Raw genomic sequence first — 15,569 nt, 5'->3', positions numbered from 1 at the left:
CGATTTAGTAAGCCAGCTGACTATATGCCCGCGGAGGGCGCCGTGTCGAAGGGAGGGCCTGGAAGATTAGCGGGAGGCGGGCGCGGCGACAAGGGCGCGAAGCTCCCGGAGCCGCCCGGTCAGGATGGACGCATGCCCGCATCCCCCCGTTCCTTCCCGTATCCCCTCGGCGTCTCCCTCCGCGGCGACGCCGGCGCCGACGTCGCCGTCTACTCCGAGACCGCGGACAGCGTCGAGGTCTGCCTCTTCGACGAGTCCGGAGCAGAGACCCGCGTCGCCCTCACCGAGCGGACCGGCCACGTCTTCCACGGCCTCGTCCCCGAGATGGGCATCGGCACCCGCTACGGACTGCGCGTCGACGGCCCCTGGGACCCCGCCAACGGCCTCCGCTACAACGCCGCCAAGCTCCTCCTCGACCCGCACGCCACCGCGATCGAGGGCTCGTACACCTGGTCCGAGGACGTCTTCGGCCAGTTCTACGAGGACGCCGACACCCGCAACGACGCCGACTCCGCGCACGCGGTCCCCCGCTGCGTCGTCACCGATCCCGACTCCTTCGACTGGAGCGGCGACACCGCGCCGCGCATCCCGCTCGAGGAGACCGTCGTCTACGAGGTGCACGTGAAGGGCTTCACGAAGCTGCACCCCGACGTGCCCGAGGACATCCGCGGCACCTACCGCGGCCTCGCTCACCCCGCCGCGATCAAGCACTTCACCGACCTGGGCGTGACCTCGGTCGAGCTGCTCCCCGTGCACCAGTTCGTGCAGGACTCGCACCTCGAGGAGAAGGGCCTGCGCAACTACTGGGGCTACAACTCCCTCGGCTTCTTCGCGCCGCACAACGAGTACTCGCACGCCGGCGACGACGGCTCGCAGGTCGACGAGTTCAAGGCCATGGTCAAGGCGTTCCACGAGGCCGGCCTCGAGGTCATCCTCGACGTGGTCTACAACCACACCGCCGAGGGCAACGACAAGGGCCCCACCCTCTCGTTCAAGGGCATCGACAACGGCTCCTACTACCGACTGGTGGAGGAGGACCGCGCGAACTACTTCGACACCACCGGCACCGGCAACAGCCTCAACGTCGCGCACCCGGCCGCGCTCGGCCTGATCATGGACTCGCTGCGCTACTGGGTGACCGAGATGCACATCGACGGCTTCCGCTTCGACCTCGCCACCACCCTCACCCGCCAGACCGGCGAGGCCGAGGTGCACAGCGCCTTCCTCGACCTGATCGCGCAGGACCCGGTGCTCGCGCCCGTCAAGATGATCGCCGAGCCGTGGGACACCGCCGGCTACCAGGTCGGCGGCTTCCCCGCGGACTGGTCGGAGTGGAACGGGAAGTTCCGCGACGACGTGCGCGACTTCTGGAACGGCGCCGACTCGGTGCTCGGCACGACCGCGCAGCGCGTCCTCGGCTCCCCCGACGTGTACGAGGCCGACCGCCGCTCGCCGGTCTCCAGCATCAACTTCGTCACCGCGCACGACGGCTTCACCCTCGCCGACCTCACCGCCTACTCGCGCAAGCACAACGCGGCCAACGGCGAGGACAACAACGACGGCGAGAGCGACAACCGCTCCTCCAACAACGGCGCCGAGGGCCCGACCGAGAACGAGGCGGTCAACGAGCGCCGCGACCGCATGCGCCGCAACTTCCTCGCGACGCTGCTGCTCTCGGCCGGCGTGCCGATGATCCTGGGCGGCGACGAGATCGCCCGCACGCAGGGCGGCAACAACAACGCCTACTGCCAGGACGACGAGATCTCGTGGTTCGACTGGGAGAACGCGGACCGCGAGCTGCTCGCCTTCACCCGCGAGCTGATCGCCCTCCGCGCCGCGGAGCCGGCGCTGCGCCCGAAGTGGTTCCGCCGCGCCCCCGGCGACGGCGGCCCCGACACGGTCGACATCCTCCGCTCCGACGCGCAGGGCTTCGCCGACGAGGACTGGGACAACCCCGACGCCCGCTCGATCACCTTCGTGTTCGAGCACGAGGGCAGCGCGAGCTTCGCCCTGCTGCTGAACGCGGCGGAGAACGGCGTCGAGTTCACCGTTCCCGAGGCGCCCGGCGCCGAATGGACGCTGGCCGCCTCGAGCGACCCGGAGCAGGTCGTCGAGGGCGAGGTCACCACGCTGATCGTCCGCGACGGCTCGTTCACGCTGCTGCGCTCGGCCTCCTGATGACCGGCCGGACCCCGCGGCTCCTCCGCTTCGGCGGGCGCATCGCGGGGTTCGGCACGTCCTCGGGCACGAGGATCGTGCTGGGCCTCTGGGAGGACACCCCCTTCGGCCCGTTCGCCGACGCGATGGTCGAGGACGGCGACGGCCACCGCCTCCTGATCGCACCGACCCGCGAGGTCGCGGACTTCATCGGGTCGACGTACGCGTTCGACGAGGTGCGGATCGCGCCGGTGTCGTGGCGGAGGATCGCGGGCGGCCTGTCCGTCGCGGCCGGACCGCTCGCGGTGCGACTGGAGCTCGGCGGTCTCACTCCGCTCGGCCGGCTGCTGCGGATCGTTCCGCGACCGCTCGCCGAGCACCCGGCATGGCTGACCGCGATCTCGCCGATCGCCTCCCTGCTCGTCCGCGGGGTCAGCACGGCCGGGTCGGCCGGGCACGGACGCCGCGAGTACTACGGCGTGCGGGCGATCCGCCGCGTCGAGGGCGTCCACGCGGTGCTGGCGGAGGAGGACCTCGGCCCGTTGCGCCCGCTCTCGCCGCCCGTGCGGTTCGGCTTCTCGTCGGCGCCCGCCGCTCCGGCGATCGTCGACGTCACCACCACCATCGCGCTTCCGCGCGACGGGACCACCGCGCTCCGGCGCGACCGAGAGAGAGGAGCCGCCTCGTGAAGAAGGGCGACAAGATCAGCTGGAACACCTCGCAGGGCGAGACCCACGGCGAGCTGGTCGAGAAGAAGACGAAGGAGTTCCAGTTCGAGGGGCAGAAGTTCAACGCCTCGGACGACGAGCCCTACTGGATCGTGCAGAGCGACAAGACCGACGCGAAGGCCGCGCACAAGGAGTCGTCGCTGACGAAGAAGTGAGCGGGCGCACGCCGAGCGGCTGCGGGCCGGGCTCCGGATCGACTCCGGGGCCCGGCCCGCACCCGTCTCACGCGATGCGGATGAGCTTCTTGTTCACGAACTCCTCGAGGGCGGGGCGGCCCATCTCGCGGCCGGTGCCCGAGCGCTTCACACCGCCGAAGGGCAGCTCGGCCGCGTCGCCGAGGACGAGGTTGATCCAGACCATGCCCGCGTCGATCCGGTCCGCCAGGCGCAGCGCCTGCTCCTGGTCGGTCGTGTAGAGGTAGGAGCCGAGGCCGTAGGGGGTGTCGTTCGCGAGGGCGATCGCCTCGTCCTCGTCGCGGACGCGGTAGAGCGCGGCGACGGGGCCGAAGAACTCCTCGCGGTAGGCGTCCATCTCGGGCGTGACGCCCTCGAGCACGGCGGGCGGGAAGAAGTTGCCGGTCACCTCGCCGCTGGCGCGGACGGTGGCCCCCTGCTCGCGCGCGGCCGCCAGCTGCGCCTCGAGGCGCTCCGTCGCGGCGGAGGAGGAGAGCGGGCCGAGGAGGGTGCCCTCCGCGAACGGATCGGCCGGCTGGGCGCGGGTGAACGCCTCCGTGAACTTCTCGGCGAACGCGTCGTACAGCTCGTCGATCACGATGAAGCGCTTCGCGGCGTTGCAGGACTGGCCGTTGTTGTCCAGGCGCGCGGCGACCGCGTCCTCGACCGCCTTGTCGAGGTCGTCGGTCGACAGGAGCACGAACGGGTCGGAGCCGCCGAGCTCGAGCACGACCTTCTTCAGGTGTCGGCCCGCGAGCTCCGCGACGGCCGCGCCGGCCCGCTCGGAACCGGTGACGGAGACGCCCTGGACCCGGGGGTCGGCGATGACGGTCGCGGCCTGCTCGTTCGTGGCGTAGAGGTTCACGTAGACGCCGGCGGGCGCGCCCAGCTCCTCGGCCGCGGTGCGGAACATGTCGGCGATGGCGGCGGCCGACTCCGGGCACTGCGGCGCGTGCTTGAGCAGGATCGTGTTGCCCGCGACCACGTTCGGGCCGGCGAAGCGGGCCACCTGGTAGTAGGGGAAGTTCCACGGCATGATGCCCAGGAGCACGCCCAGCCCGGCGCGGCGGATCAGCGCGGAGCCGGTGCCCTCGGCGAGCTCGATCGGCTCGTCGGCGAGGAAGGCCTCGCCGTTCTCGGCGTAGTAGCGGTAGATGTCGGCGGCGAAGCCGACCTCGCCCTGCGCCTGGTCGAGCGGCTTGCCCATCTCGCGGACGATGATCGCCGCGAGCTCGTCGGCGCGCTCGACGTGCAGCTCTGCCACGCGGGCGATCAGCGCCGCGCGGGTCGCGACGGGCACGGTCCGCGACCACGAGGAGTACGCGTCCTGCGCCGAGCCGATCGCCGCGGTCAGCTCGGCGTCGCCGAGGGTCGGGTACTCGCGGAGGGTCTCCCCCGTGGCCGGGTCGATCACGGCGTAGTGGGTGCTCATGCGGGCTGTGCTCCTTCGCGGTGGGGGGCCGGTGCGGTCGCGCCGTCCTCGTCGATGATCTCCTGTGCCAGGCGCCTGCCGACGCGGATGGCGCCGTCGACGTGCTGGTAGCCCTCGGCGGCGAGGTCGCTCGTGCCGAAGCGGAGCGGACCCACCGGCTCCAGCTGCAGCGCGCCGTACCGGGTCAGCCCGCCCAGGTCGAAGCTCGCGGCGTACGCGCCCTGCGTCCACTCCTCGGACGCCCAGTCGCTCTCGTAGTAGACGACCGGATCGAGTGCGGCCGGGCCGAAGTAGGCGGCGAGCGAGTCGAGGATCGCGGCCTTCCGCTCCGCCTCGTCGAGCGCGAGCACGCGGTCGGCCTTCTCGTCCGAGACGAAGCCGACCAGGGTGCCGCGCTCCTCCCCGTGGTTCGAGTTGTCGTAGGCCTCGTGGACGAGCGAGTGCGGGCTGAACGCGGTGCCGGAGAGGCCGTCGGCGCGCCAGAAGGGCGTGGCGTACGTGGCGTGCACCTTGATCACGAGGCCGAGCGACTGGTGCTGCAGGGCCTGCTGCCGAAGTCGCGGGAGCGGCGGGTCGAACGAGATGCGGCCGACGAGGTTCGGCGGCACGGCGACGATCGCGCGGCGGGCGCGGAGGACGACGCCGTCGGCGCGCACCTCGACCCCGTCGTCGCCGTAGCGGACGGAGCGGACCGGGTGCCCGAGCAGGACGCGCTCGGCGCCGAGGCGCTCGGCGAGCCGCTCCGGGACCTGCTGGAGGCCGCCGATCACGCGCTTGTCGAGGATGAAGTCGGCGTCGACCAGGTTGCTGAAGCTCCCCGCGCTCGCGGCCATGAGGAGCGCCTGGAGGAGGGAGAAGGCGTGCGCCGGCTTGGTGAGCATGGCGTCGGCGAGGAAGAGGGCGATGTTGGCCCGCGCCTCCTCGTCGTCGCTCTGCTGCTCCAGCCAGGCGGCGAAGGTGACGCGGTCGTAGTCGCGGGCGAGCGGATGCGTCCACGGCGCCGCCGGATCGGTCTCGGCCACGAGGCGGTCGAGCACCTCGATCAGGCGGGAGATCTCGGACTCGGTGCGCTCGCTCCCCGGGAAGATGTCGCCGGTGAAGCGGCGAGCGGAGCCGTCGGCGCCGATGTAGACGCTCTCGCCCTCGCGGTAGCGGGAGTAGGTGCCGAGGCCGAGCTCGTCGAGGGTCTCGAGGAGCGCCGTCTGGTCCGGCGAGACCCACTGGCCGCCGAGCTCGAGGAGCTGCCCGTCGACCACGCGGGTCTCGAGCCGCCCGCCCACGCGCTCGCGCGCCTCGACGACGACGACGTCGAGGCCGTGCTGCTGCAGCCGGAGCGCCGCGGTGAGTCCGGTGGCACCGGCTCCGATCACGACGACGTCGTGCTCGCTGGGGGACATGACTTCTCTTTCCGTCGGTGATCGCGGGAGTGGACGCGCGAATACGGATGATCCTGTCACAGAAGCGGAGGAGAACATCAGTGAGTGCGCCCGATGGAGGGTGGACTCGAAGCGCCCTCCACCGAACTACATAGGCGTGCTATATTGTTTCTCGTGCCCGATCCCAGTGCCCCCGTGCGTCTCGCCTCCGCCGCCACCGCCCTCACGCGGTTCGCGGGGCGGGCGAGCGGCGCGACCGGGCTCGGCGCGCAGTCCGGAGCCGTCTGGTCGACGCTCGCCGAGCTGCGCACCGCCTCCCCCTCCCGCCTCGGCGAGCTCGCCGAGCGGGCCCGCGTCACCCAGCCGACGATGACCGGGATCATCGCCCGGCTCGACGAGGCCGGCTGGATCCGCCGCGTCCACGACGCCGGCGACGGCCGCGCCTGGCTGATCGAGGGCACTCCCGCCGGCTTCGACGCCCTCGCCGAGCACAGGCTCCGCCTCGAGGCCGCCCTGGCCCCGCTGTTCGAGGACCTCGACGAGGACGACCGCCTCGCCCTCGAGCGCGCCGCGACCCTCGTCGAGGCCCGCGTCGCCCGCATCGCCGGCACCCCCGTCCCCTCCTCCCCCGAGAAAGGCTCCACGCCGTGACCACCTCCCCCCACTCGCCCGCCCAGGGCTCGATCCTGAAGCAGCCGCTGGCCGTCTGGGCCGTCGCCTTCGCCGCGGTGATCGCCTTCATGGGGATCGGCCTGGTCGACCCGATCCTCCCGGCCATCGCCGAGAGCCTGCAGGCGACTCCGACCGAGACCTCGCTGCTCTTCACGAGCTACCTCGTCATCACCGGCGTCGTGATGTTCTTCACCAGCTGGCTCTCCAGCCGCATCGGCGCCAAGAAGACCCTCATGATCGGCCTGGTGCTGATCGTGGTGTTCGCCGCGCTCGCCGGCACGGCGGGCAGCGTCGAGGGCGTCATCGGCTTCCGCGCGGGCTGGGGCTTCGGCAACGCGCTGTTCATCTCGACCGCACTGTCGACCATCGTCGGCGCGGCGAGCGGAGGCTCCTCCGCGGCGATCGTGCTCTACGAGGCCGCGCTGGGCATCGGCATCGCCATCGGCCCGCTGCTCGGCGGGCTCCTCGGCAGCGTCTCGTGGCGCGGCCCGTTCTTCGGGACCGCCGTGCTGATGGCCGTCGGCTTCATCGCCATCGCGACGCTCCTGCGCGAGGACGGCCCGAAGCCCGCTCCGACTCCGCTCTCGGCGCCCTTCGCGGCCCTCAAGGTCCCGGCCATCCGAACGCTGGCGGGCGCCGCCCTGTTCTACAACATCGGCTTCTTCGTGCTGCTCGCCTACACGCCCTACCCGCTCGGGCTGGACGAGATGGGCCTCGGCTTCACGTTCTTCGGCTGGGGCCTGGGCGTGGCGATCACCTCCGTGTTCGTCGCTCCGCTGCTCACCCGGCGCCTCCCGCGCACCGTCGTGCTGCGCTCGGTGCTGCTGCTGCTCGCGCTCGACCTGATCGCCGGCGGCCTCGTGATCTCGTCGCGCGTCGGCCTGATCGTCTGCATCATCGTCGGCGGCCTGCTGCTCGGAGTCGTCAACACGGTGCTCACCGAGTGCGTGATGGAGGCGACCGACCTGCCCCGCTCCGTCGCCTCGTCCGCCTACTCCGGCGTCCGCTTCCTCGGCGGCGCGATCGCCCCGCCCGCCGCCTCCGCCCTGGCCGCCGCGATCTCGCCGGCCTTCCCGATGTACGCCGCGGCCGGGGCGGTCGCCGTCGCCGCGCTGATCGTGCTGCTGGGACGCCGCACCCTGGCCCGCGCCGACGCCCACGAGCCCGAGCCCGAGCTCGTCGAGGCGCAGGCGATCACGCTCGGCGAGTGACGCGCCCGGCGGGCTTCAGGGGCCCGCCGAGGCGTCGCGAACGGTCGTCATCCGGGCAGGGTGACGGCCGTTCGTGACGCCTGGACGCGGTCGAGTGGGAAGGGCGCAGGATCCGACCTGTGGAGAACCGGTTCACGAGGATCGGGAGGCGGGATAGTGGCCGGATGCACGATCCCTCGCCGCTTCCGATCGGACTCCGCGGCCGCGCCTTCACCGTCGCTGACGCTCGCGCGAGCGGACTGAGCCGGGGGCGGCTCCGCAGCTCCGACCTCCACCGGCCCTTCCACGGGGTCCGCACCGCCGACCCCGACCCCGACCTGCGCCTGCGCGCGCAGGCGCTCCTCGCGCTGGTCGGTCCGGAGGCGCTCCTGAGCCACGTGACGGCGGCGCGGCTCTGGCCGCTCGACCTCCCGCCCGCCGCTGCGGACGAGCCGGTGCACGTCAGCGTCCGCCGGCCGGGACGCGCTCCCCGGCACCGGAACGTCGTCGGCCACGCCCTCGCCGATCCCGACGTCCGCCGCGTCCTGCGCCGCGGACTGCCCCTCACCGATCCGGCCTCGCTCTTCTGCCATCTCTCCGCGCTCCTCGAGCCGGACGACCTCGTTGCGGTGGGCGACGCGCTGGTGCGCACGCCGGTCGTCGGCGATCCGGCGGATCAACGGCCCTGGGTGCCGCTGCCCGACCTGCGGGAGCGCGTGTCGGCCTTCCGCGGTCGGGGCTCGGTGCGGCTCCGCGCCGCGCTCGCTCTGGTGCGCGACGGGGCGGAGTCGCGGCAGGAGTCGCGGTTCCGGCTCGCGTCCATGCGGGCGGGGCTCCCGGAGCCGGTGCTGCAGGAGCCGCTGCTCGACTCCGACGGGGTCTTCGTCGGGCGGCCGGACGGCTGGTACCCCGCGGAGCGGGTCGCGTGGGAGTACGAGGGCGACGATCATCGCACCAGCAACCGGCGCTTCGCGCGCGACCTCGGCCGCTACGACGACCTCGCCTCGATCGGGGTCCGCGTCGTCCGCATCGTCGGCGCCGAGTTCGTCCCCCACCCCGAGCGCTCCGTCGAGCGCCTGCGACGAGCACTCGCCGACCGGGCTCCGCATCGACGACCGCCGAAGGGTCGCGAACGGCCGTCATCCGGGCAGGGTGACGACCGTTCGTGACGCCTCACGGGAGGGCGCGCGCTGAGGAGTCAGGGCGCGACCTCGAAGAGGCGCGGGCGCAGCGCGGACGTGCGCGGGTCGGCGGCGCACGCGGCGAGCGCCGCCGCGAGGACGCCGCGGGCCGGGTGCGGCTCGCGGACGTACACGTCGACGCCGGCGGGCGTGAACGGCGTCCGGGCGAAGCGGGTGAGCGCCCAGCCCGCCTCGTCGTCGGCGGCGACGAACGACCAGCGGCTGCGGGCGAGGAGGGTCAGCGGCTCGACGCCGCGCCAGCGGAAGCCGGACGGATCGTGCGGGTCGGGGGTGTCGATCCCGACCACGTAGTGCGAGCGCGTGCGGCCGCGCCAGCTGACGACGTCGCCGATCCCGCCGGTCGGGAGCGGCGCGTACGTGATCGCCACCCCCGACCGCGAGCGCCAGAGCGGCAGCGAGGAGCCCCGGACGAACCAGGTGCCGCTCGCGAGCGCCCGGGCGTCGATCATCGGAGGGCGTGCTTGATGTTGGTGCGGGCCAGCGCGACGGCCTCGCCCGCTCCTCCGTTCATCACGATCTTCGAGACCGCCAGCGCGAAGCCCTTCACCTGCGCGCCCGTGATCGTGGGCGGGAGCGAGAGGGCGAGCGGATCCGTCACCACGTCGACGAGGACCGGGCCGCCGTCGGCGAGCGCCGAGCGGAGGGCCTCCTCCACGTCGCGCGGGTCCTCGACGCGGATCCCGCGGATGCCGATCGCCTCCGCCACCTTCGCGTAGTCGACCATCGGCACGTCGACGGCGAAGTCCGGGAAGCCGTCGACCAGCATCTCGACCTTCACCAGCCCGAGCGTGGAGTTGTTGAACACGACGATCGTCACGGGCAGCCGGTAGGCGGCGACCGTGACCAGCTCGCCCATCAGCATCGAGAGCCCGCCGTCGCCGCTCAGCGAGACGACCTGGCGCCCCGGGTGCGAGAGCTGCGCGCCGACCGCCTGCGGCAGCGCGTTCGCCATCGAGCCGTGCATGTACGAGCCGAGCAGGCGCCGCTTCCCGTTGGGGGTGATGTAGCGGGCCTGCCAGACGTTGCCCATGCCGGTGTCGGCGGTGACGATCGCGTCCTCGGAGAGCAGGCCGTCGAGCGTGGACGCGACGAGCTCGGGGTGGATCGGGCTGCGCGTGCCGACCTCGGTGTACTTCCCGACGACTCCGGTGACCAGCTTCTCGTGCTTCTTCAGCGTCTTGTCGAGGAAGCGGTGGTCCTTCCGCTGCACGAGCGGGGTCAGCGCGGTGAGGGTCGCCGCCACGTCGCCGTGGACGGGGTGCGCGACGCTGACGCGGCGCCCGAGCTTCGAGGCGTCGCTGTCGACCTGAGCGATCACGACCTTCGAGGCGTCGGGGAGGAACTGCTCGTAGGGGAAGTCGGTGCCGAGGAGGAGGAGCAGGTCGGCGTCGTGCATGCCGGCGTGCGCCGCTCCGTAGCCGAGGAGGCCCGTCATGCCGACGTCGTAGGGGTTGTCGTACTGGATCCACTCCTTGCCGCGCAGGCTGTGCCCGACGGGCGCGCCCACCAGCTCGGCGAAGGCGACGACCTCGTCGTGCGCGTTCTGCACTCCGGCGCCCGCGAAGATCGCGACGGTCCGCGCCTGGTCGATCGCGGCCGCGAGGGCGCGGACGTCGGCGTCGGCGGGGACCAGGACGGGCGTCGACGGCAGCACGAACGCGGGGAAGCCGTCCACCGCTTCCAGCTCGGCGATGTCGCCGGGGAGGGTGACCACGGCGACTCCGCGGAGCGCCACCGCGCTGCGCATCGCGGCGTTGACGACCCGCGGAGCCTGGGCGGCGGTCGAGATCAGCTCGCGGTAGTTCGAGCACTCGACGAAGAGCCTGTCCGGGTGCGTCTCCTGGAAGTAGGACGAGCCGATCTCGTTGCTCGGGATGTGGCTCGCGATGGCGAGCACCGGGGCGGAGGAGCGGTGCGCGTCGTAGAGGCCGTTGATCAGGTGCAGGTTGCCGGGGCCGCAGCTGCCGGCGCAGACGGCGAGGCGCCCGGTGAGCTGCGCCTCCGCGCCGGCGGCGAAGGCGGCCGCCTCCTCGTTGCGCACGTGGATCCAGTCGATGCCTCCCTTCTCGGAGCCGCCGCTGCGGCGCACCGCGTCGACGATCGGATTCAGCGAGTCGCCGACGATCCCGTAGATGCGGGAGACGCCGGCGTCGATGAGCTGAGCGATGAGCTGGTCTGCGACCGTCTTCTGAGCCATGACCCCATTCGACCGGACGGGGCTGAGCGTCCGCTACTCCGGAAAGTGGAGATCCGGATCGGGTGCATCCCCCTCGGGACGGATGCCCTGCACCCCTAGCCTGGGAGCCGTCACAGGAACACCTTCTTGCCGCAGATCCCGGGAGTCGCCATGAACCGCCGCAGAACCGCCCTCGTCCTGGCCGCCGGCGCGGCCCTCGCCCTCGGCCTGACCGGCTGCTCGGGCCTGAACGGCTTGATGGGAGGCGAGACCCGCGACGACGAGACCGGGGAGATCACCGAGGGCGGGACGACCGACGTCTTCCAGCTGCGCGTGGGCGACTGCCTGAACGGCGAGCTCAGCGAGGAGGCGACCGAGGTCACCGACGTGCCGACCGTGCCCTGCACCGACCCGCACGTCTACGAGGTGTTCCAGAACCTGACGATGGCCGACGCCGACGAGTACCCGGGCGAGTCGGTCGCGACGGAGCAGGCCGAGACCGACTGCGTCACGGCGTTCGAGTCGTTCACCGGGATCGGCTACCAGGACTCGGCGTACGACTTCAGCTACTACTACCCGACCGCCGAGAGCTGGGGCACGGGCGACCGGACGATCAACTGCATGATCACCGACCCGAACGGGCCGAGCACGGGCACGCTGGCGGGCGTCGCGGCCTGATCGCGATCTCCGCGCGCGGCGGTGCCGGTCCCGCCGAGCGCTCCGCGCGCGGCCGGGGTCAGTCGCGGTCGCGCGCGGGGAACAGGCGCAGCAGCAGGCCGGAGCCGATCCAGACCACGGCGATCCCCGCGACGAGCCAGGAGGCTCCGAGGCCGGACGCCGCTCCCGCCAGCACGGCGCCGACGGCCGCGGCGGCGGAGCGCAGCCCCGCGCCGATCGTGAACACCTGCGAGCGGACGGCGGCCGGGCTCTCCTGGTCGCGCAGCAGCAGCATCGCCGCGTTCGAGGGTGCCGTGAAGACGCCCGCGACCGCGAAGGCGGCGATCGCCACGACGACGCCCAGGTCGGGGACGGCGACCAGGAGGACGGCGCCGGTCGCGATGTAGGCGGCGCCCATGGTCCACGCCGGCGGACGGCGGGTCCAGCGGCGGGCCGCCACGGCGAGGGCGCCGAGCAGGCCGCCCACGGCGAAGGCGGTCAGGATCCACGCGGCGGCGTCGGTGCTGCCCAGCCGCTCCACCGAGAGGCTGATCGCCGCGACTCCCGCCGCTCCGCCCGCGACCTGGCTGAGGGTGCCCGCCGAGGTGACCACCGCGATCGGACGGTGCCTTACGAGGTGGGTGACGCCCGCGACGATCGTCCGCAGCACGCCGACGGTCGGCGCCGGACGCGCCTCCATCGCCAGGCCGAGCGATCCGACGACGCCGATGAGGGCGAGGACCGCCATGGCGAGCATCGCGGTCCGCGCTCCCCCGACTCCGACCGCGAGGCCCACGATCGCCGGCCCGCTGATCGAGGCGACCGTGTACGAGAGCGAGTCCTGCGCGTAGGCGCGGCGCGGCTCCGGGATGGCGCTCGTGACGAAGCTCGACATGCCGCCCATGTAGACGGGCGTCGCGAGCCCCGCGAGGAGCAGCAGCACCACGATGAGCGGCGTCGGCACCTCGCCGAGGAAGGCGGCGACCGCGAAGGCGACGGCGGTCGTGAGCGCGGCGCCGACCAGGAGCCGGCGGGGGCGGCGGACCCGGTCGAGCACCGTGCCGACCAGCGGCGCGGCGATCACGGCGGGGAAGAGCGCCGCTCCGGTCAGGGCGCCGCCGAGCGCGACGTCGCCGAGACGCTCGACGGCGAGGACGGGGAGGGCGACGACCATGCCGGCGCTGGCCAGGCGGAGGGGGATCGACGCGGCCTGGTAGCTGACCGCGCTCATGCGGGACCGGGGATCGACATCACCTCCGATGGTGTCACGGCTGCGGGACCGGGTCGGCCGGGGAGGCAGGCCACCGGCGTCCGAGCGGCCTGCGGAGCCTGCCCTAGGCGATCGGCGTCCGCGCCGCGAGCTCGGCCGCCGCCGCGACGCCCAGGCGCCAGGGCGCGCCGTGGCCGGGCAGGAGTGTCCGCGCCCCGGTCCCGGCGAGGACCCGCAGCGAGTCGAGGGACTGCGCCGTGTCGGCGGTGGCGGCGCGCGCGACCAGGTGCGGGCCGGTGCGCGCGGAGTAGGGGTCGAGCGTGACCAGCGCGTCTCCGCCGATCACCGCGTCGCGCTCGGGCAGGTGCAGCGAGACGTGCCCGTCGGTGTGCCCCGGAGTCGCGAGCACGCGGGGCGATCCGGGCACGTCGAGCACCGCTCCGGCGGTCAGCGGCAGGGTCCCGTGCACGGGCGGCACCGCGAGCGCGCCCGCACGGGCCATCGCTCCGAGCACCGGGATCGCGGAGGGGTGCAGCAGCGGGTACACGAACGGCGTGCGCTGGCGGCGGTAGGAGTAGGGCTGCGCGGCGAGCGGCTGGTCGGCCGCGTGCAGGTGCACGGGGACGCCCCGCCGGACGAGGCTGCGGGCGACGCCGAGGTGGTCGAAGTGCGCGTGGGTCAGCACGAGGGCGTCGATGTCGCCGAGCGAGCGGCCGAGCACCTCCAGCGCGCGGACCAGGTGCGGCCACGTCCTCGGGAGTCCGGCGTCGACGACGGTCAGCCGGCCCGCCTCCTCGATCAGGTAGAGGTTCGTCCAGGCGTGCTCGAGCCGGTGCACCCCGGGTGCGACGTCCCGGTGCAGGCTCGCGCCGCCCCCTCGCCGCTGCTGCCGGTGCTGCTGATCCCGCTGCTGCTGCTGCTCCATCGTGCTCCCGCCCCTCCGGGCCCGCGCCCGATCGCGACGACGCTACGAGCGTCTGCGACGGATCGGACAGGGCGTTGACGGCGGGGGTCCGCGTCGTGCAGGGCTCAGCGGCGCCGCCCGCGAAGGGCGAGCTGCACCGCCGCGAGCAGGAGGAGGACCGCGAAGAGGATCCCGGACACGCGCGCCGGCAGGAGGAAGGAGAGCGCCACTCCGGCGAAGGAGAACGCCGTGGCGGTGAGCCCGACCACGAGGCCCGCGCGCACGTCGAGCAGGCCGCGCCGGGCGTTCGCGATCGAGCCGGTGACCGCCGTGGGGATCATCGCGGCGAGCGAGGTGCCCTTGGCCAGGAGGTCCGCGAGCCCGAAGGCGCCGACCAGGACCGGCACGGCGATCGCTCCGCCGCCGATGCCGAAGAGGCCGGAGGCGACGCCCATCCCGATGCCGAGCCCCGCGAATCCGGGCCACACGCCCCAGCCCTCGGCGACGTCGCCGGTGTCGTTCGAGCCGAACACGGCCATCCGCACCGCCGCGGCCACGAGCAGCGCCACGAACATCCAGCGCAGCACCCCCAGAGGCAGCCGCGCGAGCAGCCAGGATCCGGCCACCGCCCCGAGCATCGCCGCAGCCGCGATCACCGCCGCCGGGACCCAGGCGACCTGGCCGGCGAGGGCGTAGCCGAACGCTCCGGCGACCGAGGTCGGAGCGATCGCGAGCAGCGAGGTGGCGGAGGCGCGGCGCTGGTCCATCCCGGCCCACGCGATCAGCATCGGCACCATCACGATCCCGCCGCCGACGCCGAACGCGCCCGACAGGGTCCCGCCGACCGCGCCGATCAGGGCCAGGACGAGCAGGGCGCGCGGGCGCGTGCGCTCGGCCGTCCGATCGGGGAGGGGCGCCTGCGGGGCGGTCGCGTCGGTCACGGCTCCATGCCACCACAGCACCGGGCCGAGGGCGAATCGACGGGCGTCGACCGCGTTCCTGAGAGGACCGGCCCGGCCCGGCCCTCCTCTCTGGCAGTTGCCTGGGCGGGCCGGATCCGACCGTGACGTTCGGCGTCGACGGAGCGTCCTACCTGCATACCCCGCCTGATCGAGCGATCGGGCCCCGAGCGAAAGAGGAGACCATGGCCGAGACCACCGCGACCACCACCCGTCAGACCAGCACCGGATCCGGACGCACCGTGATCGAGGACGGCGTCATCGCCAAGGTCGCCGGCATCGCCGCGCGCGAGGTCCCGGGCGTCCACGCCCTCGGCGGAGGAGCGGCCCGAGCGATCGGCGCCATCCGCAGTGCGATCGGCAACGACGACCGCGGCCAGGGCGTCAAGGTCGAGGTCGGCGAGCGCCAGGTCGCCGCCGACATCACCATCGTCGCCGAGTACCCCGCGCCGCTGCAGAAGGTCGCCGAGGACGTGCGCTCCGCCGTCGCCGACGCCATCCAGCACATCGCCGGCATGGAGGTCGCCGAGATCAACGTGACCGTCCAGGACGTCCACATCCCCGAGGACGACACCCAGGAGTCCGACCCGCGCGTCGTCTGACCCGTTCCCCCGCACCGACGCCCCGGGCCGAACGGCACCGGGGCGTCGGTGCGGGGGAACGGGTCAGACGACGCGCGGGTCGGACTCCTGGGTGTCGTCCTCGGGGATGTGGACGTCCTGGACGGTCACGT

The 15,569-nt window shown here is 73.2% G+C and carries 15 protein-coding genes; 8 read left to right on the top strand and 7 right to left on the bottom strand.

Annotated features, from left to right (window positions below):
- Positions 1–132: 132 nt before the first annotated feature.
- Genes glgX through C5C46_RS06440 form a run of 3 tightly spaced genes read left to right on the top strand, consistent with a single transcriptional unit; the run spans position 133 to position 3,040 of the window.
- The gene (gene glgX, locus C5C46_RS06450) at positions 133–2,178 is read left to right on the top strand and encodes a glycogen debranching protein GlgX (protein WP_104226097.1); all 2,046 of its coding nucleotides are present in this window, start codon (positions 133–135) and stop codon (positions 2,176–2,178) included.
- Entirely contained in the window at positions 2,178–2,846 is a 669-nt protein-coding gene (locus tag C5C46_RS06445) for a hypothetical protein (RefSeq protein ID WP_104226096.1), read from the top strand. Before glgX ends, C5C46_RS06445 begins: the two co-directional genes overlap by 1 nt.
- Positions 2,843–3,040 (top strand): DUF2945 domain-containing protein, encoded by a 198-nt coding sequence (locus C5C46_RS06440; RefSeq protein WP_056866275.1) that lies wholly within the window; start codon positions 2,843–2,845, stop codon positions 3,038–3,040. The genes C5C46_RS06445 and C5C46_RS06440 overlap by 4 nt, the downstream gene beginning before the upstream one ends.
- Positions 3,041–3,107: 67 nt before the next feature.
- Here the strand turns inward: C5C46_RS06440 and C5C46_RS06435 are convergent, their stop codons facing one another.
- Both C5C46_RS06435 and C5C46_RS06430 read right to left on the bottom strand, forming a co-directional pair.
- Complete coding sequence (locus C5C46_RS06435; RefSeq protein ID WP_104226095.1) at positions 3,108–4,490, bottom strand: NAD-dependent succinate-semialdehyde dehydrogenase; 1,383 nt, start codon at positions 4,488–4,490, stop codon at positions 3,108–3,110.
- The gene (locus tag C5C46_RS06430) at positions 4,487–5,887 is read right to left on the bottom strand and encodes an NAD(P)/FAD-dependent oxidoreductase (protein ID WP_104226094.1); all 1,401 of its coding nucleotides are present in this window, start codon (positions 5,885–5,887) and stop codon (positions 4,487–4,489) included. Before C5C46_RS06430 ends, C5C46_RS06435 begins: the two co-directional genes overlap by 4 nt.
- Before the next feature lie 153 nt (positions 5,888–6,040).
- On the opposite strand from C5C46_RS06430, the gene C5C46_RS06425 reads away from it, so the two are divergent.
- From C5C46_RS06425 to C5C46_RS06415, 3 genes are all read left to right on the top strand, one after another.
- Complete coding sequence (locus C5C46_RS06425) at positions 6,041–6,517, top strand: MarR family winged helix-turn-helix transcriptional regulator (protein WP_181068404.1); 477 nt, start codon at positions 6,041–6,043, stop codon at positions 6,515–6,517.
- Positions 6,514–7,749: an MFS transporter gene (locus C5C46_RS06420; RefSeq protein WP_104226092.1), complete on the top strand. Its 1,236-nt coding sequence runs from the start codon at positions 6,514–6,516 to the stop codon at positions 7,747–7,749. The genes C5C46_RS06425 and C5C46_RS06420 overlap by 4 nt, the downstream gene beginning before the upstream one ends.
- A gap of 164 nt (positions 7,750–7,913) precedes the next feature.
- Positions 7,914–8,897, top strand: a complete 984-nt coding sequence (locus C5C46_RS06415) for a hypothetical protein (protein WP_104226091.1) — start codon at positions 7,914–7,916, stop codon at positions 8,895–8,897.
- Positions 8,898–8,926: 29 nt separating this feature from the next.
- Here C5C46_RS06415 and C5C46_RS06410 read toward each other — a convergent pair whose 3' ends face one another.
- Positions 8,927–9,379 carry a hypothetical protein gene (locus C5C46_RS06410; protein ID WP_104226090.1) on the bottom strand — a complete coding sequence of 151 codons (453 nt, stop codon included), beginning with the start codon at positions 9,377–9,379 and terminating at the stop codon, positions 8,927–8,929.
- Positions 9,376–11,127 carry a pyruvate dehydrogenase gene (locus C5C46_RS06405; protein WP_104226089.1) on the bottom strand — a complete coding sequence of 584 codons (1,752 nt, stop codon included), beginning with the start codon at positions 11,125–11,127 and terminating at the stop codon, positions 9,376–9,378. The genes C5C46_RS06410 and C5C46_RS06405 overlap by 4 nt, the downstream gene beginning before the upstream one ends.
- A 150-nt stretch (positions 11,128–11,277) precedes the next feature.
- On the opposite strand from C5C46_RS06405, the gene C5C46_RS06400 reads away from it, so the two are divergent.
- On the top strand, positions 11,278–11,784 hold the full coding sequence (locus C5C46_RS06400) for a septum formation family protein (protein ID WP_104226088.1): 507 nt from the start codon (positions 11,278–11,280) through the stop codon (positions 11,782–11,784).
- A 58-nt stretch (positions 11,785–11,842) separates the two neighbouring features.
- On the opposite strand, the gene C5C46_RS06395 is transcribed toward C5C46_RS06400, so the two are convergent.
- The 3 genes from C5C46_RS06395 to C5C46_RS06385 all read right to left on the bottom strand — a co-directional run bounded on the left by C5C46_RS06395 (position 11,843) and on the right by C5C46_RS06385 (position 14,818).
- Complete coding sequence (locus C5C46_RS06395) at positions 11,843–12,994, bottom strand: MFS transporter (protein WP_104226087.1); 1,152 nt, start codon at positions 12,992–12,994, stop codon at positions 11,843–11,845.
- A 103-nt stretch (positions 12,995–13,097) separates the two neighbouring features.
- Positions 13,098–13,898 carry an MBL fold metallo-hydrolase gene (locus tag C5C46_RS06390; RefSeq protein WP_104226086.1) on the bottom strand — a complete coding sequence of 267 codons (801 nt, stop codon included), beginning with the start codon at positions 13,896–13,898 and terminating at the stop codon, positions 13,098–13,100.
- 104 nt (positions 13,899–14,002) lie between these two features.
- A complete protein-coding gene (locus tag C5C46_RS06385; protein ID WP_146078942.1) occupies positions 14,003–14,818 on the bottom strand; it encodes a sulfite exporter TauE/SafE family protein in 816 nt (271 codons plus the stop codon).
- 203 nt (positions 14,819–15,021) lie between these two features.
- Here C5C46_RS06385 and C5C46_RS06380 point away from each other — a divergent pair, with 203 nt between their 5' ends.
- A complete protein-coding gene (locus C5C46_RS06380) occupies positions 15,022–15,438 on the top strand; it encodes an Asp23/Gls24 family envelope stress response protein (protein WP_104225148.1) in 417 nt (138 codons plus the stop codon).
- The last annotated feature ends 131 nt before the right edge of the window (positions 15,439–15,569 follow it).

The sequence above is a fragment of the Rathayibacter sp. AY1E6 genome, assembly GCF_002931115.1.
In the GTDB taxonomy this organism is placed as follows: domain Bacteria; phylum Actinomycetota; class Actinomycetes; order Actinomycetales; family Microbacteriaceae; genus Rathayibacter.
The sequence above is the reverse complement of the archived record's forward strand: the minus strand, read 5'-3'. Positions and strand labels throughout refer to the sequence as shown.